At 63.7% G+C, this 25,956-nt stretch carries 32 protein-coding genes; 16 read left to right on the plus strand and 16 right to left on the minus strand.

The features are described 5' to 3' along the window. Positions 1-173: 173 nt before the first annotated feature. The 3 genes from JN280_RS31410 to JN280_RS31420 all read right to left on the minus strand — a co-directional run bounded on the left by JN280_RS31410 (position 174) and on the right by JN280_RS31420 (position 1,108). On the minus strand, positions 174-587 hold the full coding sequence (locus JN280_RS31410) for a type II toxin-antitoxin system VapC family toxin (protein WP_202308067.1): 414 nt from the start codon (positions 585-587) through the stop codon (positions 174-176). Beyond that, entirely contained in the window at positions 584-832 is a 249-nt protein-coding gene (locus JN280_RS31415) for a type II toxin-antitoxin system VapB family antitoxin (protein ID WP_202308069.1), read from the minus strand. Before JN280_RS31415 ends, JN280_RS31410 begins: the two co-directional genes overlap by 4 nt. A 102-nt stretch (positions 833-934) precedes the next feature. Then, on the minus strand, positions 935-1,108 hold the full coding sequence (locus tag JN280_RS31420; RefSeq protein ID WP_202308071.1) for a hypothetical protein: 174 nt from the start codon (positions 1,106-1,108) through the stop codon (positions 935-937). Between the two features lie 355 nt (positions 1,109-1,463). Between JN280_RS31420 and JN280_RS31425 the strand changes: the two genes are divergently transcribed. From JN280_RS31425 to JN280_RS31445, 5 genes are all read left to right on the plus strand, one after another. Continuing rightward, positions 1,464-1,991, plus strand: a complete 528-nt coding sequence (locus JN280_RS31425) for a hypothetical protein (protein ID WP_342215882.1) — start codon at positions 1,464-1,466, stop codon at positions 1,989-1,991. A gap of 2 nt (positions 1,992-1,993) precedes the next feature. Further along, entirely contained in the window at positions 1,994-2,308 is a 315-nt protein-coding gene (locus JN280_RS31430; RefSeq protein WP_202308073.1) for a helix-turn-helix transcriptional regulator, read from the plus strand. A 155-nt stretch (positions 2,309-2,463) separates the two neighbouring features. Beyond that, positions 2,464-2,631: a hypothetical protein gene (locus JN280_RS31435; protein ID WP_202308075.1), complete on the plus strand. Its 168-nt coding sequence runs from the start codon at positions 2,464-2,466 to the stop codon at positions 2,629-2,631. Positions 2,632-2,693: 62 nt separating this feature from the next. After that, a complete protein-coding gene (locus JN280_RS31440) occupies positions 2,694-2,993 on the plus strand; it encodes a hypothetical protein (RefSeq protein WP_202308076.1) in 300 nt (99 codons plus the stop codon). A 98-nt stretch (positions 2,994-3,091) separates the two neighbouring features. Continuing rightward, complete coding sequence (locus tag JN280_RS31445; RefSeq protein WP_244742338.1) at positions 3,092-3,499, plus strand: CAP domain-containing protein; 408 nt, start codon at positions 3,092-3,094, stop codon at positions 3,497-3,499. 246 nt (positions 3,500-3,745) lie between these two features. On the opposite strand, the gene JN280_RS31450 is transcribed toward JN280_RS31445, so the two are convergent. Beyond that, positions 3,746-4,243, minus strand: a complete 498-nt coding sequence (locus JN280_RS31450) for a hypothetical protein (protein ID WP_202308078.1) — start codon at positions 4,241-4,243, stop codon at positions 3,746-3,748. Between the two features lie 119 nt (positions 4,244-4,362). Continuing rightward, on the minus strand, positions 4,363-4,605 hold the full coding sequence (locus JN280_RS31455; protein WP_202308079.1) for a DUF2934 domain-containing protein: 243 nt from the start codon (positions 4,603-4,605) through the stop codon (positions 4,363-4,365). 352 nt (positions 4,606-4,957) lie between these two features. Between JN280_RS31455 and JN280_RS31460 the strand changes: the two genes are divergently transcribed. Then, positions 4,958-5,338, plus strand: coding sequence for an MAPEG family protein (locus JN280_RS31460; RefSeq protein ID WP_202308080.1), 381 nt, complete (start codon positions 4,958-4,960; stop codon positions 5,336-5,338). Positions 5,339-5,713: 375 nt separating this feature from the next. On the opposite strand, the gene JN280_RS31465 is transcribed toward JN280_RS31460, so the two are convergent. Then, positions 5,714-7,303: a calcium-binding protein gene (locus JN280_RS31465; RefSeq protein WP_202308081.1), complete on the minus strand. Its 1,590-nt coding sequence runs from the start codon at positions 7,301-7,303 to the stop codon at positions 5,714-5,716. Positions 7,304-7,642: 339 nt separating this feature from the next. Here JN280_RS31465 and JN280_RS31470 point away from each other — a divergent pair, with 339 nt between their 5' ends. Then, a complete protein-coding gene (locus tag JN280_RS31470) occupies positions 7,643-8,257 on the plus strand; it encodes a TetR/AcrR family transcriptional regulator (RefSeq protein ID WP_202308082.1) in 615 nt (204 codons plus the stop codon). Positions 8,258-8,263: 6 nt separating this feature from the next. Then, a complete protein-coding gene (locus JN280_RS31475) occupies positions 8,264-9,412 on the plus strand; it encodes an acyl-CoA dehydrogenase family protein (protein ID WP_202308083.1) in 1,149 nt (382 codons plus the stop codon). 107 nt (positions 9,413-9,519) lie between these two features. Here the strand turns inward: JN280_RS31475 and JN280_RS31480 are convergent, their stop codons facing one another. Beyond that, the gene (locus JN280_RS31480; protein WP_244742341.1) at positions 9,520-9,972 is read right to left on the minus strand and encodes a hypothetical protein; all 453 of its coding nucleotides are present in this window, start codon (positions 9,970-9,972) and stop codon (positions 9,520-9,522) included. 259 nt (positions 9,973-10,231) lie between these two features. Between JN280_RS31480 and JN280_RS31485 the strand changes: the two genes are divergently transcribed. Next, positions 10,232-10,960: an SDR family oxidoreductase gene (locus tag JN280_RS31485; RefSeq protein WP_446720794.1), complete on the plus strand. Its 729-nt coding sequence runs from the start codon at positions 10,232-10,234 to the stop codon at positions 10,958-10,960. Positions 10,961-10,963: 3 nt separating this feature from the next. Here the strand turns inward: JN280_RS31485 and JN280_RS31490 are convergent, their stop codons facing one another. From JN280_RS31490 to modA, 5 genes are all read right to left on the minus strand, one after another. Further along, on the minus strand, positions 10,964-12,172 hold the full coding sequence (locus JN280_RS31490) for a LysR family transcriptional regulator (protein ID WP_244742345.1): 1,209 nt from the start codon (positions 12,170-12,172) through the stop codon (positions 10,964-10,966). Between the two features lie 328 nt (positions 12,173-12,500). Next, positions 12,501-12,842, minus strand: coding sequence for a winged helix-turn-helix domain-containing protein (locus tag JN280_RS31495; protein WP_202308085.1), 342 nt, complete (start codon positions 12,840-12,842; stop codon positions 12,501-12,503). A 160-nt stretch (positions 12,843-13,002) separates the two neighbouring features. Next, complete coding sequence (gene modC / locus JN280_RS31500; protein WP_202308087.1) at positions 13,003-14,133, minus strand: molybdenum ABC transporter ATP-binding protein; 1,131 nt, start codon at positions 14,131-14,133, stop codon at positions 13,003-13,005. Then, positions 14,130-14,831, minus strand: a complete 702-nt coding sequence (gene modB, locus JN280_RS31505; RefSeq protein ID WP_202308089.1) for a molybdate ABC transporter permease subunit — start codon at positions 14,829-14,831, stop codon at positions 14,130-14,132. Before modB ends, modC begins: the two co-directional genes overlap by 4 nt. 120 nt (positions 14,832-14,951) lie before the next feature. After that, the gene (gene modA / locus JN280_RS31510) at positions 14,952-15,746 is read right to left on the minus strand and encodes a molybdate ABC transporter substrate-binding protein (RefSeq protein ID WP_202308091.1); all 795 of its coding nucleotides are present in this window, start codon (positions 15,744-15,746) and stop codon (positions 14,952-14,954) included. A 353-nt stretch (positions 15,747-16,099) separates the two neighbouring features. Between modA and msrA the strand changes: the two genes are divergently transcribed. From msrA to JN280_RS31525, 3 genes are all read left to right on the plus strand, one after another. Beyond that, on the plus strand, positions 16,100-16,846 hold the full coding sequence (gene msrA / locus JN280_RS31515) for a peptide-methionine (S)-S-oxide reductase MsrA (protein WP_202308093.1): 747 nt from the start codon (positions 16,100-16,102) through the stop codon (positions 16,844-16,846). A gap of 197 nt (positions 16,847-17,043) precedes the next feature. After that, complete coding sequence (locus tag JN280_RS31520) at positions 17,044-18,093, plus strand: YeiH family protein (protein ID WP_446720771.1); 1,050 nt, start codon at positions 17,044-17,046, stop codon at positions 18,091-18,093. A 9-nt stretch (positions 18,094-18,102) separates the two neighbouring features. Further along, a complete protein-coding gene (locus tag JN280_RS31525; protein ID WP_202308097.1) occupies positions 18,103-19,032 on the plus strand; it encodes a LysR family transcriptional regulator in 930 nt (309 codons plus the stop codon). Here the strand turns inward: JN280_RS31525 and JN280_RS31530 are convergent. Continuing rightward, on the minus strand, positions 19,002-19,499 hold the full coding sequence (locus tag JN280_RS31530; RefSeq protein ID WP_202308099.1) for a GAF domain-containing protein: 498 nt from the start codon (positions 19,497-19,499) through the stop codon (positions 19,002-19,004). The two genes, JN280_RS31525 and JN280_RS31530, sit on opposite strands and share 31 nt — an antisense overlap. Positions 19,500-19,570: 71 nt before the next feature. On the opposite strand from JN280_RS31530, the gene JN280_RS31535 reads away from it, so the two are divergent. Both JN280_RS31535 and JN280_RS31540 read left to right on the plus strand, forming a co-directional pair. Further along, positions 19,571-20,005, plus strand: a complete 435-nt coding sequence (locus JN280_RS31535; protein WP_274609107.1) for an NUDIX hydrolase — start codon at positions 19,571-19,573, stop codon at positions 20,003-20,005. 29 nt (positions 20,006-20,034) lie between these two features. Further along, a complete protein-coding gene (locus JN280_RS31540) occupies positions 20,035-20,970 on the plus strand; it encodes a Gfo/Idh/MocA family protein (protein ID WP_202308101.1) in 936 nt (311 codons plus the stop codon). On the opposite strand, the gene JN280_RS31545 is transcribed toward JN280_RS31540, so the two are convergent. Genes JN280_RS31545 through JN280_RS31555 form a run of 3 tightly spaced genes read right to left on the minus strand, consistent with a single transcriptional unit; the run spans position 20,961 to position 23,586 of the window. Continuing rightward, positions 20,961-21,812: a FadR/GntR family transcriptional regulator gene (locus JN280_RS31545; protein ID WP_202308103.1), complete on the minus strand. Its 852-nt coding sequence runs from the start codon at positions 21,810-21,812 to the stop codon at positions 20,961-20,963. The genes JN280_RS31540 and JN280_RS31545 overlap by 10 nt on opposite strands. A gap of 8 nt (positions 21,813-21,820) precedes the next feature. Continuing rightward, positions 21,821-22,819, minus strand: coding sequence for an ABC transporter permease (locus JN280_RS31550; RefSeq protein WP_202315156.1), 999 nt, complete (start codon positions 22,817-22,819; stop codon positions 21,821-21,823). A gap of 26 nt (positions 22,820-22,845) precedes the next feature. Further along, positions 22,846-23,586 carry an ATP-binding cassette domain-containing protein gene (locus JN280_RS31555; RefSeq protein WP_202308105.1) on the minus strand — a complete coding sequence of 247 codons (741 nt, stop codon included), beginning with the start codon at positions 23,584-23,586 and terminating at the stop codon, positions 22,846-22,848. A gap of 260 nt (positions 23,587-23,846) precedes the next feature. Here JN280_RS31555 and JN280_RS31560 point away from each other — a divergent pair, with 260 nt between their 5' ends. Next, positions 23,847-24,839, plus strand: coding sequence for a substrate-binding domain-containing protein (locus JN280_RS31560; RefSeq protein ID WP_202308107.1), 993 nt, complete (start codon positions 23,847-23,849; stop codon positions 24,837-24,839). Positions 24,840-25,035: 196 nt separating this feature from the next. Then, a complete protein-coding gene (locus tag JN280_RS31565) occupies positions 25,036-25,953 on the plus strand; it encodes a sugar-binding protein (RefSeq protein ID WP_244743648.1) in 918 nt (305 codons plus the stop codon). Positions 25,954-25,956: the final 3 nt, after the last annotated feature.

Consider the following 25,956-nt stretch of genomic DNA (forward strand, 5'->3'; position numbering starts at 1 on the left):
TGCCATCCCGCCGGCGACAATGAACGGATCACCGCCCGAGCCGCTCCCAATCCGGTGACAGTGCGCATTTTCTTTTCGCTTGCGACCGCGCTTCGTCAAGGCCGTGCCCAAACCATCCGACGGAACGGAGGGCCCGTCGCCAAGCCGCCTCCCACAAGGTATTGCCCGAAGTTTCAGAACGCCCAGGGCGAAACAAGGTCGAGGCCCGTTGTCTCGAAGTCGGTCAGGTTGCGGGTAGCCAAGCGGCGGCCGTTTATGCGGGCAATCGCCGCAATCATCCCATCCGGTGCCGACATTGCGCGCCCCTGGCGCATGGCTGTTCCCATGATTTCTCCGTATGCGAGCGCGGCTTCTTCCGTCAGCCCGAAGATGCGATCCGCGAAACGGCGACGCCAGTCGGACAGGCCCTGTTCCAGTCGTTCTGCGCGCTGATCTGGTCGTATTTTCTCTATGCCGAAGGCAATCTCGGCGATCGTGACCGTCGGAAGCGCGAGTTCGGCATCGTGTCGAACCAGCCAGGCGATGACCGCCTCGTCCGGTGCCTTCCTCAGGGTTTCGGAAACGACATTGGTGTCGAGGAAAATCAAAGATCGATGCCCTTGTGCGGCTTCCGCCCTTCCCTGACGATCCCTTCGAGGTCGATGTCGATGCCGACTTGCACCGAAAGACGCGCATAGAACGCCGCAGCGGGTTCGCGGCCTGCCTCGCGAATTTCATAGGATTCGAGGGCGCGCTCGACGATGTCGGCAATCGAGCGGTTTTCGCGGCGGGCGAGCCGATGGGCAAGATCGCGTGCCTTGGCACTGCGCACGGAGAGTTGAGGTTCCGCCATTTCCGGGCTCCTTTATTGGTCTAAACTTAGTCTTCCTGGAATCTGCCATCAAGATGGCTATTGGTATCACGCAGGCTGGCGCCCGGAAAATGGCGCCTGCATTCAATCGCTATGTCGGCGTCGACTGTTCAGGCGCAGGCGGAGTGGATCGCATATGCCGAAGCCAAGATCGCCGAAGGCGACGTCGCCAATCTCGGCCCGGAGGTGATCTTTCGCGACCTGGCCGCGATCCAGTCCTGTCTCGATTTGAGCAGCAATTTCGTCGCGAATGTTCACAGGCAGCCTCGGAATCGTCGGACCACACGCCAGGTGGGCAGTCCGGCCGGTCTCCCCTCCGCGGCGCTACTGCTAATTAGCGGCATGCCGGGCAGGATGCAAAGGAAGAAAACTCTGCCGCCCCTGGTTGAGACGGAGCTACGCGAATTGCCGGCCGACAATGGCCAGGCGATGCGAGCCATGACTTGTCTGAGAGAGTCTGCGATGAGGAGCGTAAGGATGGTGCCGACTTTCGTTTGCGGCCGCGCACGGCGGTGAGGTGCGGGAAGAGTTCTCGCCGCCTGGACAGGGCTGTCGCTGAAGCACCCGCTTGGCGTTCATGACCCAGGTGCTCTGCCCTTGCTGAGCCTTCCCGGTGACGGCGCCGCTTGTCGGTCGGCGCTACGCTAGCTACCTATTAGAAGTCGGGTCATCGGCCCCGAGCAGCAGCGGAGACAGTCGGATGGAGCACCGGACCGCCACGCCGAGCGATCTCGCCAAGGTCTTTGGCCAAATCGCCGAACGCATGACCGAGGAATACAAGGCCGCCGGCGGATCCGAGCAATCCGCAAAAGATGCGTTGCTCATGGACCTCCGTGAAGGCCGTGCACACACCATCCTACGGAACGGAGATCCCGTCGCCATCATCGCCTGGCATGAATCGGGCGGCTCCGCCGTCACCTCTTTTGCCGCCGACGAGAGCTTCTTCGCCGCATCCTCGGTTCGCTTCTGCAGGCGCCATATCCGGCGAATCCAGGCTCTGTGCGGCAATGTGCCGGTATATTACCGCAGTTGGTCCGAACGCGACGACGTTTCGAGGTGGTTCCGGATCATCGGCTTCGAACCGATTGGAGCCACAAACGGCGCAAGGATGTTCGTGTTGCACCCGGCGCCGGGAGGATAGCCATGGAGGCAGCCGTGATCACCGGACCGATCTGCAGGGCAGCGCGCGCCCTCGTCGAGGTCAGCCGCACCAGGCTTGCGGAAAACTCGGACGTGGACAAGGAAGTCATAGAAATGTTCGAGCGGGGCATTCACGTACCCGACAGCGAAACGATTGCGGCTCTTCGGTCGGCGCTTGAAGAATTCGGCGCCACCTTCATTCCGGAAGAGGGCTCGCAAGGCGCCGGCGTCAGGCTGAAGTTCAGCCGCTCGGTCACGAAGCGGCTGGGAAATCTGGAGAACGAAGGCGGGGTGGCGGCAAAGGACGACGTACCCTAGGCCATGAGGCCTTGCCGTTCTTCGGCTTCGCTCGCAACATTGCCTGCCGGTGGTCGATCATCAACTGCGTGTCGGTTCCATTCCCGCATTCGTTGTGAATTCGAACCGTGCCTGATACGCTGATCGCGGCGGAAGGCACCTATCCGGAGGACGCGATGAACAAGCTCATCGGCTTGGCCGCAATTATTCTGGGCTTTCTCGTTATGGCCGCAGGGTACAGATACGCCGCGCCGGGCTACTATGCAGGAGGGATAGCACTCATAGTGCTTGGCGTGATTTTCCTCGTGTCCAAGATTCTTCGCCGGAACCAACCCAATTCCTAGCGGGCAGCCACGCATATGGCGAAGGCCAGGCCTTCGTCCCAGTAAACCCGTCGGAAACGATCATGAAGTCGCCTTTTCCCCTGGCACTCGCCCTCTCCCTTCTGTCGCTCGATGCGCAGGCCATCTCTCGTTACAATCCGCAGGATATGGCGTGCGGCCGCGTCAAGGAGATACTGCGCAACGAAGGCGCGGCGATCCTGAATTGGAGATCGAAACGCAATCTTCCGCTCTATGACCGTTTCGTGACGCATGCCGGCTGGTGTGAGAACACCGAGATCACAAAGGCGACGGTGGTGCCCACCAATGACAGCGCATTCTGCCTGGTCCTCAGATGCATCCCGAAGGGCCACGATCCCAGCTGAAGAATGACCCCTCGCCTCCGCGCGGCATGCCGGCGCTCCCAGGCTGCATCCCGTCACTCCCGGAGATGGGGAAGATGAAAATCCCGAAAACGATCGCCATGGCTGTTCTGGTCTCGAGCTGCGTCGGCACGGCACAGCCGGTTGTAGCCGCCGATTTCGGGCCCGAGACGCTGGGCCTCGTCAATTCCTACAGGGGGAACCGCGGGCTTCCCCTTCTATCCTCTCACCCCACGTTGAAGGCGTTGGCGAGGCAGCACAGCCAATACCAGGCTGCCAGACACCACATCGGGCACGATGGCTATCGTGAGAGATCGGCCAAAGCCAAAGCTGCTGGAACAAGCGGAATATGTGTCGAAAATGTCGGGGCCGGCTATCGAGATGCGCGGCAGCTTTTTTCCGGATGGCGGAGTTCCCGACGTCACAACAGGAACCTGCTTCGGCAAGGGCTCCGATACGCCGGAATCTCCGTCGTTGGCGGTTACGCGACTTTCTTCGCGTGTGAATAGCGCAGGCCCCGCCCGGGCCCGCCGCCCATCAGTCCATCGCAAGCGGCGTCGGCAGCTGTGTCCGAACGTGGATACGCCGCCGGCAACCCTGCAGAACCTCAAGCCGCGTCGCAGGTCCCGCTCGGCGATGTCGGCAATCGGAGATTTACCGGGTGGGCAGATCGCCCGTCTCCCAAGCGAGTATCCGAGCGGCGAGAATGCCCTCTTCCGCCAATCGGCGACCGCCTCGATGCTCCGTGTCGCGGCCTATCTGTCCGCGTCTTCCCGGTCTCGGTGGAAGAACAACCGGATCTCCTCCATGGTGACACGGCCGTCGCCGTCATCGTCCACCGCATCGAAGACCCGTTCCTGGACATCCCTGATCTCTTCCAGGGAAAGCGCGCCGTCGCCGTCGGAATCCACGACCGCCAGCATGATCTTCATCCTGGCTGCATGCATCGCTCCCCGCCTTTCGTGGCCGCGGCCCCAATGACGGGCTTCCCGCATGCCGCGCCGGCCCATGCGATCCCCGTCCTGCTGGCGAGCCAAGCGACGCCCGGCGTCACGTTCGCCGCCGGGACGGTCCCCACGCATCATGTCCTGCATCATGTCGCGCATCATTCCGCGCATTTCCTCGCGCATCTCTTCCGTCATTCCGGACGGTTGCTGCGGCGGCTGAGCAGGGGCGGTCTCCTGAGCGAATGAAGGCGCTGCCGAGAAGGTCAGAAGGCCGGCAGCCACCGCCAGGTTGCGAAGTGTGGTCATGATTTTCTCCTCTTGTCATCGGGGTTGGTTCGGTGCCTGCCGGTGGGCCTGGCACTATCGCGGACGCCCCCTTGGGAGCGCCCCTGCCGATACAAGGCGCCGGGGCGCCTCCTCGACCCTCATCCGCCAGAGCTGTTCTTGCCGCGGCTCTGGCCCCGTCTTTTGCGGGGGACCTTCGCCAGTTGCTCGATATTCGCCATGCCTTCGGCATCCGGAGCGGCTTCTTCGCCTTCCTCCCACCGATCAGCTGCTTTCAGCTCCGCTTCGGCCTCGAGCCAATGGTCCATCTCCCGGCCTTCAGGCCGCCCCTCCCTTTCCCACATGGCATGGGCGCGTGCGCGGATGCGCTCCTTCTCCCGCATGAACTCCTCCCACGGAAACGACGGCTTCGTTCTTTCCTCGAAACGGCCGACGCGGCAAAAGGTTCGCCTGCCCGGTCATGGGGCTGGCGGCTGACGGGTCGGCCAACAGGTCTGCTGCCCGTCCAAGCCGCCATGCCCCGCAAGCCACTCGCGAAGCCTATGGCTTTCCGACCTCCATGCAGCCACCGGCTGCGTTCAAGAAGTCATGACGGACGTCGGCTCATTTGGGGACACGCCAGGCTCTTCAGCGACCGACGCCTGTCCTCTTGCAACCACGAGCAACGTTTGATTACCTCTGATCCGTTTCGTAGCGTGGGGAAGCGGAACAATGGCATCGCACACGGTATTCGCGTTGACCGGTTTCATCGCCTGGGCGTTGTTCCTGCTCATCCTGATGGAAGTGATCAGAGCCTACTTCGTTTCCATAAGACAGGTAGCTGCGAACGCTTTCAAGCCCGACAATTCCGGGCTGCCGCCGTTCATGCAGCGTCTGGCGCGCGCTCATATGAATTGCATCGAGGGCCTGCCGATCTTTGGGGGCCTCATGGCCGTCGCGATCATGACCATGAGAACAGATGTCACCGACGGCCTTGCATATTGGGTCTTGGCGGCAAGGGTAGCGCAGTCATCCATCCATCTCGCCTCGGGCAGCGAGACCGCCGCGACGTTGCGTTTTCTGGCATTTGCCGTCCAACTCGTCATCGCCGTTTATTGGGTGTTCAAGCTTTCCTGAGGGACACCCTGACGCTCAAAACCATGCAGGCCGCTCGGAGCTTCGCGCACAAGCCGCCGGAGGCCATGGTCAACGATCGGTTAACACCTCGAGCGCATAAAGCCACACGGGCGGTGCGGTTGATCAGAGAGGGCCGTCACCGATGGCATACAACTGGGATCGAGGACCGACTCGCCTCGAGCGCTACGGGAAGACAATCGCGATCATCATGCTGATCGCCGCCGCAGGCGCGGTCGCACTCCATTCGGGGATCTTCGCGAACTGATCCGGTTCTGCGTGATGCCGGCGCTAAACGCAGCCGCATGTCCCCAAGACTTCGTCTCATCGGTCAGGACCGCCCACCCAGACGATCGGTCCCTTTCAGCAGCCGGCGCCTCAGGCAAGCAAGAGCTGGCGCGCCGGGTCCGATACGAGTTCGGCCCAGCTATCGACCGCGCCGGTTCCGAGCCCCACCAGGACGATTTCGGTTCCGGCGTCGAAGGTGACGATGACATTGCCGCCGGCTCCAAGGTCGTCGAAACTCGACAAGACATCGAGATCATCGACGAGACCGGCCGCTCCCTGATCGGTAACGCCTACGAAGTGGAAGATGTCGCTCGCGATCGCGAAATCGGCGATCGTGTCCTCGCCTTGGCCGGATGCGGCATTGATCCGGAACGTGTCCACATCGTCCCCGCCGACGAAGCGATCGTTCCCGATGCCACCGACAAGGAGATCCCGACCGGTGCCGCCGTTGAGAACATTGCCGGTTCCGCCGACGACAGCGAGCAGGTCGTCGCCTGCGCCGCCGTCGAGCAGGCTTGCGCCGACCGAGCCGGGCGCGACGGTCGCCAGCAAGCGGTCGTTGCCGGCGCCGCCGTTCAGGATATTTTCCGCGCTGTCATCCGCCTCCAGCACCGCCGCCCTGGCCGAAAGGAAGGCTTCGAGGATGTCGTTGCCGTTCCCGCCGTTGAGCACGTTGGAGACATCGAGCGAGACATTGATGAAATTGGCGATGGCGACCGCGTCCAGGCGTGCCGTCAACCTGTCGTTGCCCTCCCCGCCCGAAAGCGAGTTCAATGCGCGGGCCGACAAGCCGAGAGCCGTGGAAGTCGCCGACAGGCTGTCGTTGCCCCACCCGCCGTCCAGTATGTTGGTTACGTCGGTAATCCCGTTCTCGCCGTCCGTGGAGTGGATCGCCACCAGCCTGTCATTTCCGTCCCCGCCCGAAAGCCTGTTGATCCCGATCGGCGTGCTCGTGTTGGAGTCCGTCAGGTTGAAGGCGCGCAGCACGTCGTTGCCGACGCCGCCGTCGAGGCGATTGGACACAAGCTCCGTGCCGTTGGAACGGCCTCGTGCGTCGGCATCCAGGACATCGTTGCCCTGTCCGCCAAGAAGCACGTTTTCGATCATGCTGACCATTCCGCTCCGTTCGGTATCGGCACGCACAAAGATGCGATCGTTCCCCCAGCCGCCATCGACGGTGACATTAGTCACACTGTCGCGGATCGTGCCGGTGGCGTCTGCGACGGCATTGATGGAATCGTTGCCGCTCCCGCCCCGGATGTCGATCGCGAAGGTGACACTGATGGTGGACGGCTCGGCAACGAAGGCCCTCGCCGCGATCGTATCGTTGCCCGTTCCGCCGCTCAGAAGCATGTCGATGGTGTTGCCGACGACAGCGCCGGCGCCGATCCCGCCTGTCAGGCCGACCGCGACGCGAAGGGTGTCATCGCCGTCGCCGCCCGACTGCACCGCCAGCGCATGAACCGGCACGCCCGCCGGCAACGGCAGTGTGAACCGGGTGGTCAGCGAGTCATTGCCGCTGCCTCCGATCAGGGCCGTGCGATTGAACCCACTGCTAAGCCTGTCGTTGCCGTCCAGACCGAACAGGATGTCGCCTTCCGCCCGCGCCGCGAGGACATCATTGTGCCTGGTGCCGAACATGAAGCTGCTCGGAAAGATGAGGGACAGCCAATCGGGCATGATTTCTCTCCTCGAAACCGGATATCTCTGCGACCAATGCACCCTCCAAAGGTTCTGGAACCTCTTCGGGAGGCCCGACCGGCGAGCGGTTGGGCGGCCGTTTTCAATGGCGACGAGCAGACCTTGGCCATCCCGTGCCCAAGGTTCATGTCGGCCTGCCGGTACGGGCCGATTGAGTGTTCAAGAGTGTGCCGCTTTGGGATTCATACCACTGCGGGCACGCGCGGTAATTTCGGCAAAACGGCGTAGAGACCCATTCGGCTTCCTCCGTTTCGTTGGTCTATTTACTTTCCTACCGTTCGGTAATAAACTTTGGTCGACCCATACGGTATCCCGGGAATGCCCCAATCGACCCGCATCGGAAGGCCGCCCAAGATCGAGAATGCCAGGCAGCGGATCCTCGACCACGCAGCCCGGCTTTTCGCCGAGAAAGGTTATGAGACCAGTTCGCTGGCCGAACTCGCCGAACGGCTGGGGCTCACCAAGCCGGCTCTCTACAATTACTTCGCGTCGAAGCAGGAGCTTTATGACGCCATCATCCTGGTCACCTTGAGCGGCCTGGTCGAGACGGTCACCGCGGCTGTCGCCTGCGAAAGCTCGCCCTCGGCAAAGCTGCGGCGCTTCATGATGAGTCACGCCCGCTATTTCGAGGCCCATCATGACGGCTTCGTCGCCATGCTCATAGGCTTCGGCGGCATGGACAGCATGGAATTCCGCAAAGAGGCCCTCGCGCTGCGCAACGAGCATGAGCATCTTCTGCGTGCCATCCTCGCGGATGGCGTCGAAGCAGGCGCCTTCAGAACCATCGACCCGGTGACGGCCAGCCGCGCGATCCTGTCGCTGCTCAACTGGATGGCCCGCTGGTTCAAGCCGGGCGGCGGCAAATCGGCGGAACAATTCGCGCTCGACTATTTCGAGCTTCTCGCCCTGGAACGAACCGGAAGGACGGACTGAAGCACCATGCCCACGGATTCCCAGACATTCGGCCTGCTCATCGAGACCGTGCGCCGTTTCGTGCATGAGCGGCTGATCCCCCTGGAGGAAGAGGTCGCGCAAAGGAACGAGATCCCCGCCGAGATCGTCGCGGAGATGCGCGAGCTCGGGCTCTTCGGCCTTTCGATCCCGGAGGAATTCGGCGGGCTCGGTCTTTCCATGGAGGAAGAAGTTCGAGTCGTCTTCGAGCTCGGCGAGACATCGCCCGCTTTCCGCTCGATCGCCGGCACCAATATCGGCATCGGTTCGCAGTCGATCGTGATCGCCGGCTCGCCGGCGCAGCGCGACGCCTATCTCGGCCGCCTCGCATCGGGCGAGATGATCGGCTCCTTCGCCCTCACCGAGCCTGACGCCGGCTCGGACGCAATGTCCATCACCACCACGGCGCGCCGCGATGGCGGAAGCTATGTGCTCAACGGCACGAAACGCTACATCACCAATGCCCCCGTGGCGGGCCTGTTCTCGGTCATGGCCCGCACCGGCGACGGCCGCTCGGCCGACGCCATCTCCTGCTTCCTCGTCGAAGCCGGCACGCCGGGCCTGAAGCTCGGCAAGCCCGACCGCAAGATGGGCCAGGCGGGCGCACTCACCTGCGATGTCGTCTTCGAGGATTGCCGCGTACCGGCGACAGCGCTGCTCGGCGGCGTCGAAGGCAACGGCTTCCGCACCGCGATGAAGGTGCTCGACAAGGGCAGGATCCATATCGCGGCGCTCTGCGTGGGCATTGCCGAGCGCCTCATCCGCGACGCCTGCCGTTTCGCGGCCGAGCGGCGCCAGTTCGGCAAGCCGATCGGCGACTTCCAGCTCGTCCAGGCCATGATCGCCGACAGCAGGACGGAAGCGCTCGCCGCACGCAGCCTCGTGCTCGACGCCGCACGCAAGCGCGACCGGGGCGAGAAGGTGAGGCTGGAGGCCGCCTGCGCGAAGCTCTTCGCATCCGAAATGGTCGGGCGTGTCGCCGACCGCGCGGTCCAGATCCATGGCGGCGCCGGCTACATGGCAGACTATGCCGTCGAGCGCTTCTATCGCGACGTCAGGCTGTTCCGCATCTTCGAAGGCACCAGCCAGATCCAGCAACTCGTCATCGCGCGCGAGACCATGGCCGCCTGTGCGTGATGCCCAGGCGCATCTGATCGCGATCGTGTCGACTTCATGCGGCGCGGGAAATCAGCCTCCGCTTGACCGCCCTGTCGCCTCATCGAACCGGCGGCGGCAGAGGGCGCTCAGCGGGCGTGCCCTGCGCCCAGAACCTCGGCCACCGCGCGTTCGACGCGGGTCGCCTCGGTGACCATCCAGTCGGACATGGCCGGCCAATTATCCTCCGCGAAGCAGTTGACCCGCCAGATCGTACCGAATTCCGGCCCGTCGTAGCGTTGTTCCGGCCTCAGCTTCAGCCTGGCATCCAATGCATCGCGGTGCCGGCTCATGCGCTGATCGACCTGGATGGCACCCAGCCTTTCGTTGCGGCCGAAGAACACGCCGACAAGATCCCGCCCCGGCGCGACATACATGGTGATGACCATCTCGAAGGCGGGAACGCCGCGCTGCCAGAACCAGGGGCCGTACTTCGCCCTGCGTGCCCGTTCCTCGGGATGCCGTTCCGCGAACAACGCCCAGAAGGCGCCGTGGCGGAACTCCGCGGCGCGGCCGGCACCCATGACGGAACGTGCCTTCATCCCTGGTCTCGTTTCTCCGTCGCTCGGCAAACAGCTATAGCGCAGCCAAACCGTCATGTGCATCCCGGCATTCCGGGAAGGCGCGGGCGCGACGGAGCCCTCGGCACGCTGGCCGCACTTGATGCGGCGCTTGCCGGGCATCGGATTCTCCGATCGCCACAATCGTATGTTCCCGTTTCCTTTCGCCGCCCCCGGCCGGGTAGATCTCCGGTCATTCGGCGCGGTTACTGCGCCCGCAACAGGTTGAAGGAGACTGGTTTTGGCGGAAACTCGCGAGCACGTCGTTATCGTCGGCGGCAGTTCCGGCATGGGGTTGGCTCTTGCCGGGAGACTGCTCACGTCAGGAGTTGTGGTCACGATTGTCGGCCGTTCTTCCGAACGGCTGTCACAGGCCCGGGAAAAGCTCGGCAAAGTGTCGTCGCTTCAAACGGCCACGGCAGACGCCACGCGCGAAGATCAAGTGGAGCAACTGTTTCGATCGGTCGGCAACCTGCATCACATCGTCTCGACCGCCGCAGACGTGGGCGGGGTCTACGTGCCGCTGCCCGACATGGACCTGTCGATTGCGCGTCGCGTTGTCGACTCGAAAGTGATTGCGCCGCTTCTGCTGGCCAAGCATGGCGCTCCCCGGCTGGCTCCCGGTGGGTCGATCACCTTCACCTCAGGCATCGCGGCCTATCGGCCGGCGCCGAACGGATCAGTCGTGGCTGCGATCAACGGAGCGATCGAATCGCTCGTCTACGCGCTCGCGATCGAACTGGCGCCGGTACGCGTGAATGCCGTTTCACCGGGATGGGTGGACACGCCGATCTGGGATTCGGTCGCCGGAGAAGGGAAGAAGGCGGCCTTGGAAGCCATGGCAAAGCGGCTGCCGGTCGGAAGAATCGGCCAGGCGGACGACATCGCGCACGCAATCGAGTCGATCATCCGGAACGGATTCATCTCCGGAACGGTGGTCCATGTCGACGGCGGCCAACGTCTGGTCTGATCGTTAAAGGCACTCCCTGGCCGTGGCGAGGAACGCCGCCAGCGCCGGAGCATACACGCGCCGATGCCGCCACATCATGGTGACAGGCGCTGTCCGGCGCCGGCCCGACCAAGGAATTGCGACAACATGGCCAGGGTGCTTGGCGAGGGCCGATCGGGGAACCAGCGCGCAACCGAGGCCCGCCTCGACAAGTCCCCGGATCAAACCCAGGCTTGCGAACTCTCCCATCGGTTTCGGGCGTTTCGGGAGTATTGCAAAAGCCTCGTCGAACATCCTTCGATAGATACAGCCGGGCTGGGTTACCAGGAAGGCGTCGTTGGCAAGATCCTCGGGCCCGACTTCCGTGCGTCCAGCCAATCGATGGTTCGGCGGCAGGATGATCAACAGTTGCTCCTCGGCCAGCGCTTCGCTCCGGACATCCGTCTCTTCCGGCGCCTCGCCGAAGAAGAAGCCTGCGTCGAGGTCGCCGTTCCTTATCCCGCGGCGCAGGCTGCCGCTGTCAGCGGTCTTCAGGGTCAGTTCCACCGCAGCGTGTCGGCGATGGAATTCCGCAATCAGTTCCGGCAGCCGGACCGCACAAAGCGTTTCAAGGCCGCCGATGACGAGGCTCCCGGCAACCGTATCGGAAGCCTCGGCAACGGCTGCGCGTGCTTCCCCGGCCAGTTTGAGCAATTCTGCTGCAAAGGCTTGCAGGCGCTGCCCCGCTGGAGTGAGCGAAAGCCTCCTGCGTGAACGATCGAAGAGCCGCGCGCCAAGCTCGGCCTCCAGCGACTGGATCTGTTCAGTGACACTTGACTGGGAAAGATGGACGCGTTCAGCCGCGCGCGTAAAGTTGAGCGTGTCGGCAACCGCTGCAAATGTGCTGAGATGGCGAAGCTGCATGCGTTGCCCCGTATCATCGAGTTGGAGGCCATGACTGCCGGCTCGACGAGAAAGATACCGGAATAATCTGTAATGCGTGGGTTTTGCTAGCCGATCCCTGTGGTGACAACAAGGTGCGGCCTGTCCGGCGCGAGGTGCTATCGGTGCCGATCGCCAGCCTTCGCCGAAGTCCAGGCACCTGCCTGCTCCTGTCGTGTGGTCGGTTGGTTGGGCGGATTGCGATCTCTCCAGCCTTGCACCTGCCTCCGGCACAGCAGGGGCACAAGGACATGCGACAATTTTGCAATGCAGGCATGCATGCTGGAAGGGTTGCAACCAAGAAGGCTGCATCCTATCTCAGCGTCGTCGGTGATCTTCCTCCTCCCAGATCACCGCGCCAGATGAAGCGCCGTCGATCCTCCTCCCCGACGGCGCTTTTTCTTTGCCCGCATCTCACGTCGCATGCCCTGCCTGTCATCCAAATCCTGCGACAACTTTGCGCTCGAAAAATGCGGGAGCGACTATTGTCGAATCAGGCGGCAAATACTATCTGATTGGTGTTGGCGATCGTTCCTCCTCCCAGATCGCCACGTTAGATGAAGCGCCGTCGATCCTCCTCCCCGACGGCGCTTTTTCTTTGCCTGGAATGCAGATATGCCGACGGCGCCCGCCAGGCCGTTCAGCCGGCCTCGATCTCTGCCTGCAGTGCGATCATATGCGGCTCGGCCGCCGAGGTTGCGGCGCGCTCTATGGCGCGAAACCGGGCGACCACGGCGAGCCCGACCGGTGTGAGCTGGGCGCCGCCGCCGCGCTTCCCGCCGGTCTGCGCCGAGACCACCGGCTTGCCGAAGAGCTTGTTCATCTCCTCGACCAGGTCCCAGGCGTGCTTGTAGGACATGCTCATGCGCCGCGCCGCGGCCGAGATCGAGCCGAAAGCGGCGATCTGCTCCAGAAGCTCGATCTTGCCGGGGCCGATTCGGCCGTCGGGATCGAGATTTATCCGCAGGCTGAGCGAAGGCAAATCATGTCACTCCGGCGTTCAAGCAGGTTTCGGAAAAGTGTCCCACGGTTTTCCGAAAAAAACCTGCGGCAAGAGAATTGGTCAGGCAGGTGAAGCGTGGGCGAAGCCACCCATTCCTGCTTGGGTCCAAATTTCTACCAGACTGGCCTTCACGATGTCGTTATGTCAAATATAACATAACGGATCTCTCCGAATGGAGCCGTCGCGGCGCCACGCCGGACCGGTCGAAGGTCACCGACTTCACGACAGCGAAGACCGGCTTGCCTGCAGCCAGTCCGAGATCGTGCACCGACTGCCGGGTAATGCGCGCAACGATCGTCTGGCCGTGGCAATCCATGCGCACATCCGCCAGCACTCCGTTGCTCGGCTCGACCGATACGATGTTGCCCGCAAGGATGTTGAGGGCGCTGAAGCCGCGCGGCTTCTCCGTTGCGATCATGACGTCGCGCGCGCGGACAAGCAGCCTGACCATGCGGCCCTCGGGCACGGCAAGCGCGGGCACGCGGATCTCGCCTGCCGCGGAAGCAAGCAGCGTCATGCCGAAGGCTGCATCGTGCGATACCACCTGCATGTCCAGGACAGCGCCACCCTCCCTGCGCTCCTCCTCCGGGAGCAGATCGAGCCGTTGCACGATGTCCGATGTCGGCCCGGCAGCCGTCACCTTGCCCGAAGCGAGCACGACGATGTCGGTCGCCAGCCGCGCCACCTCGGCCACCGAATGGCTGACATAGACGATCGGCACGCCGGCCTCGTCGCGCAGCCGCTCGATATAGGGCAGGATCTCCGCCTTGCGAGCCTCGTCGAGCGAAGCCAGCGGCTCGTCCATCAGGATCAGCCTGGGGCTCGCGATCAGCGCCCGGCCGATGGCGACCCGCTGCTTCTCGCCTCCCGAAAGTGCGGCCGGGCGACGATCCAGCAGATGGCCGATGCCGAGCAGTTCGACGATCGCGTCCATCTCGGCATAACGCTCGGCGGCCGGCGTAAAAAATCGTCCGTAGCGCAGGTTCTGGCTCACGGACATATGCGGGAACAGCCGCGCATCCTGGAACACATAGCCGATGCGGCGGCGATGTTTCGGCAGGAAGCTCCTGGCCGACGTATCGACGAACACACGTCCGTCCGCGACGATCCTGCCCTTGTCGGGTCGCATCAGCCCGCCGATAAGGTTCACCAGCGAAGTCTTGCCGGAGCCCGAGGGACCAAACAGAGCCGTCAGCCGGCCGCTGCTCTCGAAGGCCACGTCGAGATCGAAGGCGCCGAGCCGATGACGCAGGTCCACGCAGAGCGTCATTCGACATCCATCCGCCGGCCGACACGCCGGGCCAGCAGCTCGGACACGACGAGCGCGATCATGGCGATGCCGATCGAGATCAGGGTCAGCCGCAATGCACCGGCATCGCCGCCGGGCACCTGGGTGAAGGTGTAGATCGCCGAGGGCAAGGTCTGCGTCTCGCCGGGAATGTTGGAGACGAAGGTAATGGTGGCGCCGAACTCACCCATCGCCTTGGCGAAGGAAAGGATCATGCCGGCGATGATGCCGGGCAGGATCAGCGGCAGGGTGATCGTGCCGAAGACCCAGAGCGGGTTGGCGCCCAGCGTGCCGGCCGCCGCCTCGAGCTTGCGGTCGACCGCCTCGATCGACAGGCGGATGGCGCGCACCATCAGCGGAAAGCCCATTACGCCGCAGGCAAGCGCGGCTCCGGTCCAGCGAAAGGAGAAGACGATGCCGAAATTGTCGGCCAGAAAGGCGCCAATGGGTCCCCGTCGTCCGAAGGTCAGCAGCAGCAGATAGCCCGTCACCACCGGCGGCAGGATCAACGGCAGGTGCACGATGCCGTTCAGCACGGACTTGCCCCAGAACCTGCCGCGGGCGAGCAGATGCGCAATGACAATCCCCGGCGGCAAACTCGCCACCATGGCCCAACTCGCCACCTTGATGGACAGCCGGACCGCGGTCCACTCGTCGGGCGTGAGGTTCAGCCATGCCATCTTTCAGCCTGGTGGTGATCGGTGCCCCTGGTGAATGGTGAAATGGTGAATGGTGAATGGTGAACGGAAAGGGCTGCAGCGTCGAAATCCGGCGAGACAGATTTACCATTCACCATTTTACTATTCACCATTCACCACCAGCACAGTGAAACCGTGCTTCTCGAACAGTTCCCTGGCCTTGTCGGAGGCAAGGCATTTCAGGAATTCCGGCGTGTCGCCGTCGCTCGATTCGGCGGTCTGCGCCACGGGATAGATGATCGCAGGATGGGAGCCGGCAGGGAAGGTTCCGACGACCTTCACCTTCGGGTCCGCCGCGGCATCGGTCTTGTAGACGATGCCGAGCGGCGCCTCGCCGGTCGAGACCAGCGCGAGCGCTGCCCGCACATTCTCGGCCTGGGCTACCTTGCCTTCGACCGATCCCCAGACGCCGAGCTTCTCCAGCGCGGCCTTGCCATATTTGCCGGCCGGCACGGCATCGACATTGGCCATGGCGAGCCGGCCGTTGCCGACGAGACCGGCAAGGTCGAAATTCGGCGCGATCTCCGCAGAGGCGGTGGAATCGGCCGGCGCGATCAGCACGATGCTGTTGCCGAGCAAATGGGTCTCCGTGTCCTTCCTGATCAGGCCCCTTTCGGAGAGATACTTCATCCAGTCGAGATCCGCCGACATGAAGACGTCGGCCGGAGCCCCCTGCTCGATCTGCCTGGCAAGTGCCGAGCTCGCCGCATAGGAAATGGTCGCCTTCTCGCCGACATCGGCCTCGCACGCCGCGCTGACCGCGTCGAGCGCATTCTTGAGGCTGGCGGCGGCGAAGACGGTGAGCTTGTCTGCCGCCATGGCGCCCGGTGCCGTCAGCATCACGGCGCTGCCGATCGCAGCGGCCAGCCAAAATCCAGTTCCTCGCCTACCCGGCATGACGATGCTCCCTCGTGAACGACATCGCTCCAAATCCGCCCGATCGATATATCCGCTTGAACATAACAATGGAAGCGTGATCGGCAAGATGCAGCCGTCGGCCGGCACAAATGCTCACACGCCGGCCCGGATGGAAATGCCGGTCGGCGGGCGCAAGCAATGCCGCGCGGATTGTGGCGACGAGCCGAACGAGCCTTCCGATCCACGAAGACGTGCATTCAAATGGGCGTGATCTTCGCCCGCATCGTAACAAATCGACTTGCCGCACCGTATCCGTGCACGAAGTACCGTCCATGGAACGGCGGTTCCGAGGGCTCAAGGCGCTCCCATCCGGCTGAACGCGGAGGCGATCGATGACCAGTGCACGTGCGACATCCACGGAACGGGCCTTTTCCCGAAGCGCCATGGCGGCTCTGCTTCTGGCGCTCCCGCTGGCGGGAGCCGCTGCCTTCATCAGCCTGGAGGCGCCGGCGCAGGAAGGCATTCCAATCCCTGCTCCCGGGTTGGACGAGGCGGCCGACCGTGGCGGCACCGAGGTCGCCGTCCTGGCCGGCGGATGCTTCTGGGGCGTGCAGGGCGTCTTCCAGCATGTGGCCGGCGTCAGCAATGCGGTCTCGGGCTACGCCGGCGGCGGACGAGACACGGCGCGCTACGACGTGGTCACCAAAGGCAGGACCGGACATGCCGAAGCCGTGCAGATCACCTATGATCCCCGCAAGATCAGCTATGGCCGCATCCTGCAGATCTACTTCTCGGTCGCGCATGACCCGACCACACTCAACCGCCAGGGGCCGGACCGCGGCACACAATACCGCTCCGCCATCTTCCCGCTGGATGGCGAGCAGGCCAAAGTTGCCAAGGCCTACATCGCCCAGCTCGACAAGGCCGGGGTCTTCCGCGCCGACATCGTCACAAGCATCGAGCCCGGCAAGGCGTTTTATCCCGCGGAGGCATATCACCAGGACTTCATGACGCTCAATCCCGACTATCCCTACATCGTCTATAACGACCTGCCGAAGATCGAGAATCTGAAACGCATCTTCCCCGACCTTTACCGAGCCGATCCGGTCCTGGTGTCGGAGGCCAAGGCCACGAACTGAGGTTTCGCCGACGCCGGAACGTTGTCGCCCGCCGACGTCCCGGCGGGGCCGTCCGGTCAGGTCGCTCCTCGCCATTTGGTCGGCTCGGTACAATCGTTCGGAAAAAGCGAATGTTCTGACGCCTAGAATGCGTTGGAAAGGCAGCCCCTGGAATGCGACTCCAAGTCGGACATTCCTGGAGCATCATCGTGTCTTCGATTTCCTCACTGCCCGAGCTTGCGGGCTCCTCTTCGCGCAATCCGGCCCGGGCCCTGCCGCCGGCCGCATCCTACCCGCTCGCTCTGCTGCCGGGGGTCGTTCTTTCCGCGATGGCTGCCGCCGTCGCGTTTTCCCTGCGCGAGCTTCCCGGCATTGCGGTCTTCAGCCCGATGATCCTGGCAGTCATCGCAGGCATGGTGTTCTCCAACGTGGTCGGCATGCCCGCGCAGGCCAAGGCCGGCGTCGCCTTTTGCCAGCGCAGCCTGCTGCGGCTGGCCATCGTGCTCCTCGGCTTCCAGCTCACGATCGGCCAGGTGACGTCGATCGGTGCGGCCGGCATCGGCGTCGTCGCGCTTACCCTGGTCGCGACATTCCTGTTCACCGTGTTCCTCGGCAGGCTGATCGGCGTCGAGCGCGGCCTGGCGAGCCTGATCGCGGCGGGCACGTCCATATGCGGGGCATCCGCAATCGTGGCGGCGAATTCCGTCGTCGCCGGGCGCGACGAGGACGTCGCCTATGCAGTCGCGGCGATCACCCTGTTCGGCACGATCGCCATGTTCCTGCTGCCGGCGCTCGCGCCGCTGCTCGATCTCGACCAGCACCGTTTTGGCCTGTGGGCGGGCGCCGCCATCCACGAGGTCGCCCAGGTCGTCGGCGCCGGCTTCCAATACGGTGCGGCAGCCGGTGAGACCGGAACTGTCGCCAAGCTCGCGCGGGTGGCGATGCTGGCGCCGATGCTTGTCGCTCTCGGCTTTTGCGCACGCCGGAGCGTTGCCGGCGGCACGGGCGCCCGGGCGCCGGTGCCCTGGTTCGTGTTCGCCTTCATCGGAACGGCGACCCTCAACAGCGTCGTTGAAATTCCGGCCGAGGCGAAGGCAGCGGCGGCCACCGTCACCACGATGCTGCTTTCGATCGGGCTCGCCGCACTCGGGCTTCAGGCCGACATAGGCGAAATCCGCTCGCGTGGCCTTCGCCCGTTGATCCTTGCGCTTTCGGCGTTTCTGTTTATCGCCGGCTTCACCCTGTCGCTCGTAAAGCTTGTACTTTAAAGGAAGAGCATGACGCTGGAACAGTTGCGCATCTTCGTGGCCGTGGCCGAACGCGAACACGTGACGCAGGCTGCCCGCGACCTGAACCTCACGCAGTCGGCGACCAGTGCCGCCGTCGCCGCGCTGGAAGCACGCTATGCGACGAAACTCTTCGACAGGGTCGGACGACGCATTGCCCTGACGGACGCCGGACGTCTCTTCCTCATCGAGGCCAAAGCCGTGCTGGCGCGGGCTTCGGCAGCTGAGTTGGTGCTGGCCGATCTCGCCGGCCTGAAGCGTGGCTCGCTCCACCTCGCCGCCAGCCAGACCGTCGGGAACTACTGGCTGCCGAGACATATCCAGGCGTTCCGCTCGGCCTATCCCGGCCTCTCGATAGGACTCACCATGGGCAATACCGAGACCGTGGCCGCCATGGTGCGCGACGGCACCGCCAATCTCGGATTCGTCGAGGGCGAGATCGACGATCCGACGCTGTCGGTGCGGGCGATCGCAGAGGACGAGATGGTGCTCATCGCCCCCATCGGCCATGACTGGGGCAAGGCGGCGCGGAGCGAACGGATCGCGCTGAGGTCATCTCCCTGGGTGCTGCGCGAGTTCGGCTCCGGCACCCGCTCCATATTGGCGGCCATGCTCAAGGAACAGGCGATCCCCATGTCCGACATCGAGATCGCGGTGGTTCTGCCGACCAACGAATCCGTCCTTGGGGCCGTGGAGGCTGGCGCCGGCGTTACGGTGATCTCGAAGCTGGTTGCCGTGAGCGCGCTCCTCGCCGGCCGGCTGCAGGCCATCGACTATCCGGTGCCGCGCCGCCGGTTCTTCCTGCTGCGCCACAAGGAGCATTATGTCACGGCAGCCGAACGCGAATTCGTCCGCCAGATCGACGTATCGCGACCCGGGCCGAAGAAGGGTTACGCGAGCGGAGAACTTGCGGCGACATAGATCGCCGCAAGCCGTTCGACACCGGCCTGATCGTCGCCATCGAACCGGCCCGGCGAAGGGCTATCCAGATCAAGAACGCCGAAAACCTTGCCGTCGCGGATGAGCGGCACCACGAGTTCCGATCGCGAAGCGGCATCGCAGGCAATGTGTCCGGGAAAGTCGTGCACGTCCTCGACGAGCACCGAGGCCCCGCGCTCGACCGCCGCGCCGCAGACGCCGCGTCCGACGGCGATGCGCACGCAGGCCGGCTTGCCTTGGAACGGTCCGAGAACCAGCTCTCCGGGCGTACGCAGAAAATAGAACCCGGCCCAGTTCAAGTCAGGCATCGCTTCGAAGATCAGCGCGGAAGTGTTGGCCGCGTTTGCGATCGGATCGCTCTCGCCTGTCAGCAGTCCCGTCAGTTGATCCGCGAGTTCCCGATGGAATTCGGGCTTGGCGAGGTTGGCGATGGACCTTGGCGCGAACATGAAGTCGATCTCCACTTTGCGAGTCGTCCAGGCTATGACCGATCCGACGATCAGAAATCGCGGCCGCCGTCATCCGAGATGCGAAGTGGAACCTCCTGCTCGTGCGCAAGCGCGGAGCATCCGCTTTCATGCAGCCTGGCGGAAAGATCGAGATCTGCGAGCTTCCCGTCAATGCCATGGTGCGGGAATTGCGCGAGGAGTTGGGCGTCGTGATTGCCGGCGACGCGCCGACCCACATCGGCCGCATCACCGCGCCGGTGGCGAACGAGCCCGGCTCGATGGTCGAAGGCGAACTGTTCGAATTGACGCAGCCAGGCGAACCGGTGGCAATGGCCGAGATCGAGAAGATGCTCTGGCTCATTCCCGACCATGCCGGAGATAGCGAACTGGCCACGCTCACGCGCGATGCGATGATGCCGCGCTACAGGCGATCTTCGGAAGCTTCCGACAACGAGCATTGTCACCGGCAAATCTCCATTTTGCCCTGGCATGGCCGTCTGATATGACACGCCATCCCGGCAAGCAGGCGGACGCCATGGCAGCATCGAACACACCTATCAGGATCGGCATCGTCGGCGTGGGAAAGATCGTCCGCGACCAGCACCTGCCTGCCCTGGCAAAAGATCCGGCCTATCGCCTGGTTGCGGCAGCCAGCCGTCACGGCAAGGTCGAGGACATCCCGAACTATCCCTCGATCGATGCCATGATCGATGCGGTTCCGGAACTCGATGCGGTTTCGCTCTGCATGCCGCCGCAGTTTCGCTTCGAGGCCGCGGTCAAGGCGCTTCAAGCCGGCAAGCACGTCTTTCTCGAAAAGCCGCCGGGCGCAACGGTGAGCGAGGTCGAGCTTCTGAGCCGCCTCGCGGCCTCCAGGGGCGTGTCGCTTTTCGCGAGCTGGCATTCGCGCTACGCGCCCGCGGTCGAAGCGGCCAGGACGTTCCTCGCTTCGACCCGCATCAGGTCGGCCGCAATCAACTGGAAGGAAGATGTCCGCCGCTGGCATCCCAACCAGGAATGGATCTGGCAGCCGGGCGGATTCGGCGTCCTCGATCCCGGCATCAACGCGCTGTCGATCGCCACGCATATCCTTCCCGCGGTGTTCGCGACATCGGCCACGCTCGATTTCCCGGAAGGCCGCCATGCCCCGATCGCGGCGCGGATCGACTTCAAGACGTCGGACGGCATCCCGGTGACGGCCGATTTCGACTGGCGCCAGACCGGCCCGCAGAGCTGGGACATCCTTGCCGAGACGGATGCCGGATCGATGCTGCTATCGGGCGGCGGCGCCAGGCTCGCGATCGACGGCCGCGTCGTCCACGAGGAAGCCGAGGCCGAATATCCGATGCTCTACCGCCGCTTCGCCGAGATCGTGCGGGCGGGCGTGTCGGATGTCGACATCGCGCCGCTGCGCCATGTCGCCGATGCCTTCATGATCGGCAGGCACAATTTCGTCGAGCCGTATCACGACTGATCCGGCGAGGGCCGCTTGACGACCCCCGCCTGCCGAGGTGGCCGCCCCGATACGCCGGCGATGATGTCGTCGGTATTGGCCAGAAGCTTGCGTACCGCTGCGCGCGCGGCTTCCGGCCGCTTCAGCCGGATGCATTTCTCGATATTCTCGTGCAGTGTCTGGGCATGGGCCAAGTCGTTCTGCTCACGCGTGACGAAGATGAAGAGCTGATCGAAGGCGGACTCGATCAGCACGCCGAGCGGCACCAGCAATTCGTTGCCGGAGGCACGCAGGATCGCCAGGTGAAAGCGGGTGTCGGCCTCGGTGCGTTCCGGCAGCGAGCGCGCTTCGCCCATTTCACGACACGCGGCGCTGATCTCGGCCATCTGCTCTTCGCTGCGGCGCCGGGCGGCAAAGGCAGCGGCCTCCGGCTCGATCAGGTAGCGGAACTCCTGCACCGTCTTCAGGAACTTCTCGCGGTCGGGCGACATGGCGTACCAGGTGAGTACGTCGCGATCGAGAAGGTTCCAGCGCTCGCGCGGTTCCACCCAACTGCCCACCTTCGGGCGGGAGTTGAGCAGTCCTTTGGCCATCAGCATCTTGATCGCCTCGCGCACGGCGGACCGGCTGACATCGAACATCTTCGCCCATCTCGCCTCGTTGGGCAGGATCGCGCCGGGCGGATAGTCGCCACGCACGATCCTGAGCCCGATCTCGTTGGCGATCGAGGCATGGACGCTGCTGCCGGGAAGTCGCGAGGCCTTGCCGCGGCGTATCGGGGCCGGCCCCGTGCCGCCGGACGACTGGGGCTGTGGCTCGGGTTCGTCCGCAGCCGCCCTGCCCCGCCTCTCGTCCACTGCCATGTCCGCCTCTAGCTGTCCGATCCGCGGTTGGCCCTGATGCGATCGAAGGCCACGGCGAGCACGATGAAACTCCCCACGAACGTACCCTGCCAGAACGTACTGATTCCGAGAAGCGTCAGACTGTTGCGTACGATCTCGATGAGTGCGGCTCCAACCACCGACCCGAAGACCGTCCCGGCGCCGCCCATCAGATTGGCGCCGCCGATCACAGCCGCCGCAATGACGCTCAGTTCCATCGACTGGCCGAGATTGGTGGTGACGCCGCCGAGCCAGCCGGCCTCCAGCACGCCGGCAATGCCGGCGAACAAGGCCGAGAACATATAGACGCTGACCTTCAGGCGCCTCACCGCGATACCCGTCAGCACGGCGGCCTTCTCGTTGCTGCCGATCGCAAAAACGTGGCAGCCCCAGCGGGTCCATTTCAGGATAAGGCCGGTTATCACCGCCAGCAGAACAAGCACGATCACCGGATTGGCGATGCCGAGCGTCGAGCCTCCGCCCAACCAGAACAGATCCTGCTCGTCGGGCCCGAACCTGAACACCATCTTGTTGTTGGAGAGGATCATGGCGGCACTTCGCGCGACGGACAGCATACCGAGGGTCACGACGAAGGGCGGAATGCGGATATAGGCGATCAACAGGCCGTTGATGAGACCGATCAGCAGTGAGACTGCCAGACCCGCAGCCACGCCGGCCCACAAGGGATGGCCGGCCTCCATGGTTATTCCCAATACCATCGCCGAGAGGCACAGGGTCGAACCGACCGACAGGTCTATGCCGCCGGAAATGATGACCACCGTCATGCCGAGGGCAACGATCGCCACGAAAGCGAAGTTACGCGTGACGTTGAAGAGGTTCTGCGGCGTGGCGAAGGTGTCGGTTGCGAGGCTCAGAAACAGGCAGGCGACCACCGCAGCAAGAAAGACCCAGAAAGCCTGGCTGGCGAGGATCCAGGAGACCAGTGTATGGGTCTGCCTGTCGATCGCCTCGTCCGTGCCTGCGAGCATGGCGTCGGTCTGTCCGAAGGGCTTGTTCATAGGGCTTCGATCGCTCCCGTGATCAGTCCGGTGATCTCTTCCGGCGACGACTTGCTGGCCTCCCTGTCTGCCACCTTGGTGCCGCGGCGGAGCACAACGATGCGGTCGGCGACCGCGAAGACGTCGGGCATGCGGTGGCTGATGAGCACGACGGCCACACCCTGGCGCTTCAACTCGCGTACGAGGTTTAGCACCTCGGCGACCTGGCGGACGGAGATCGCCGCCGTCGGTTCGTCCATCAGCACGATATTCGCCGATGAAAGGCGCGTGCGCGCGATCGCCACCGCCTGGCGTTGGCCGCCCGACATCTCCTTGACGTGAGAGCGCGGCCGCGTTTCCGACTTCAGTTCCCTGAAAAGCCTGGCGGCCGTCTGGTTCATTGCCGAATAGTCGAGGATGCGAAACGGGCCAAGCCAGCGCGTCAGCTCGCGACCGAGGAAGACGTTCACCGCCGCCGTGAGATTGTCGCAGAGCGCCAGATCCTGATAGACGATTTCGATCCCGCTTTCCCGCGCCTCGACAGGCCTGTGAAAGATCGTCTCCTTGCCATCGACGAAGATGCGCCCGTGGGTCGGCCGGTAGTTCCCGGCGATGATCTTCACAAGCGTCGATTTGCCGGCGCCGTTGTCGCCCATCAGCCCCACCACCTCACCGGCCTTGAGCGAGAGCGAAACATCGTCCAGCGCATGGATGGCGCCGAAATGCTTGGAGATACCCTCCAGCCGAAGAACGGTCATGCGGCTCCTCCCGTGAGCAACCCGCCTATTAGCGCCGGAAACGCGAACAGCGTCAATATACGCATAAGGTGTTATAGTCTGATTTGTCGGACAAATATTGACTCGCACCACGGCTTGCGCATACTGGCCTCGAAAGCGGACGGTGCTGGATAGCGGGCCGAGCGCGGCTGAGGGGACCGCGTTCGAGATACGTCGTCTTGAGGTGACAGGGGCTAGCACGGCCCGGATGCTTTCGCCAATCAGACAACAGGGAGGAAATCATGAGGAAATTGCTTGTTGGATTTCTGGCATCGGCTGCCCTTGGCCTGCTTGCGGGAAGCGCTTCGGCCGAAGACAAGGCCCTTGCGATCGTCGTGAAGGGCCTCGACAATCCGTTCTTCGAACAGATCAATCTCGGTTGCCAGAAGTGGAACAACGAGAATGCCGGCAAGGGTTACAAATGCCTCTATACCGGCCCGGCCTCCAGCGCCGACGAGGCCGGTGAAATACAGATCGTCGACGACCTCTTGACGCGGCCGGACGTCGCGGCAATCGCAATCTCGCCCTCGAATGCGCCGCTGATGGCGAAGCTGCTCAAGGAGAGGGCGCCAAAGATCCCGGTGATGACGATCGACGCCGACCTCGGCGCGGACGATGCCGCGCTGCGCAAGACCTATCTCGGCACGGACAACTATCTGATGGGCGTGAAATTCGCCGAACATCTGCAGAAGCTGAAGCCGGACGGCGGCACGATCTGCCTGCAGCTTGGCAATGTCGCCGCCGACAACATCAATGCCCGCGCAGCGGGCACACGCGACACGCTGGCCGGAGCCAAGGGCACCGACAAGCTCACCGGCCAGAACGGCTGGACCGAGATCGCCGGATGTCCGCTGTTCACCAATGATCAGGCCGACCTTGCCAACCAGCAGATGGCCGACACCTTCACCGCCAATCCGGACCTGGACGCCTTCGTGCTGGAGGGCGGCTGGGCGCAGTTCGCCCCGCAGGCCTATGCCCAGGTCACCGACCAGGTGAAGGACAAGATGGCGTCCGGGAAGCTGATTATCGTGGCCGGCGACACCCTGCCGCCGCAGATGGAGGCCCTCAAGGCAGGCCGCAGCCATGTCCAGGTCGGGCAACGTCCGTTCGAAATGGGTTATCGCGCCCCGACCGTCATGCTCGACCTTATTGAAGGCAAGACCGTCGAGCCGGTGATCTATACCGGCCTCGACGAATGCACGCAGGAGACCGTCGACTCCTGCATCGCCAAGTAAAGCTGACGACCGGCGTTCCGGCGGCAAGACCGCCGGAACGCCCTGGCTGCATTTCAGAACGCCGGGGTGCCGGATCCAGCAGCATGACGAGCGGAAGGGGGAGCCCTATCGCTGCCATACCGATTGCACGAGCAGACAAACATCATCAACCAGGGAGACCCAGATGAGACTGAAGCTGACTGGTTGCGCCCTGCTGATGACCGCTGCATTCGCGGTTTCGTCAGCCGAAGCGCAGGACAAAAAAGCACTCGCCTTTGTCGTCAACGGTGCCTCCGACTTCTGGAAGCTCGCCGAGGCCGGCGTCAAGAAGGCGCAGGAGGAACTGCCGAACTACGACCTGCAATTCAAATATCCCGAACAGGCCGCCGCCGCCGTGCAGCAACGCCTGATGGATGACCTCGTGGCCGCGGGCGTTTCGGCGATCATGGTCAGCGCCGTGGACCCGAAGACGTCGACCGAGGCACTGAACCGCGTCGGCGGGCAGGTGCCGCTCTTCACCACCGACAGCGACGCTCCCGATACCAACCGCATCGCCTATATCGGCTCGTCAAACACCGACGCGGGCAAGCAGGCGGGCGAGATCGCGCTGAAGGCAATGCCTGACGGCGGCAAGTGCATCGGCTTCGTGGGACTGCCCGGCGCCGACAATGCGCGCGAGCGCATCGAAGGCATGAAGGCGGCGATCGAAGGATCGAAGGTCGAACTGGTCGACGTTCGCGGCGACGACATCGACCAGACCCGCGCCAAGCGCAACGTGGAAGACGCGCTGGCCGCCAATCCCGACATCGACTGCATGGTCGGATTCTACTCCTACAACACGCCGCGCATCTACGAAGTGCTGAAGGAGGCGGGCAAGCTGGGCTCGATCACCGTCGTCGCCTTCGACGAGGATCCGATCACGCTTGGCGGCGTGCGTGAGGGATCGGTTGCTGCAACCGTCGTCCAGCAGCCCTATGAGTGGGGATATCAGGGCATGAAGCTGATGGCGAAATATCTCGAAGGCGACAAATCGGTCGTGCCCGCCGACGAGCTGATCATCGTGCCCACCAAGATCATCGACAAGGCCAATGTCGATGCGTTCGAGACCGAACTCAAGGCGCGGATCGGCAATTGAGTC

It is taken from the genome of Mesorhizobium sp. L-8-10 (assembly GCF_016756635.1).
Lineage (GTDB): Bacteria > Pseudomonadota > Alphaproteobacteria > Rhizobiales > Rhizobiaceae.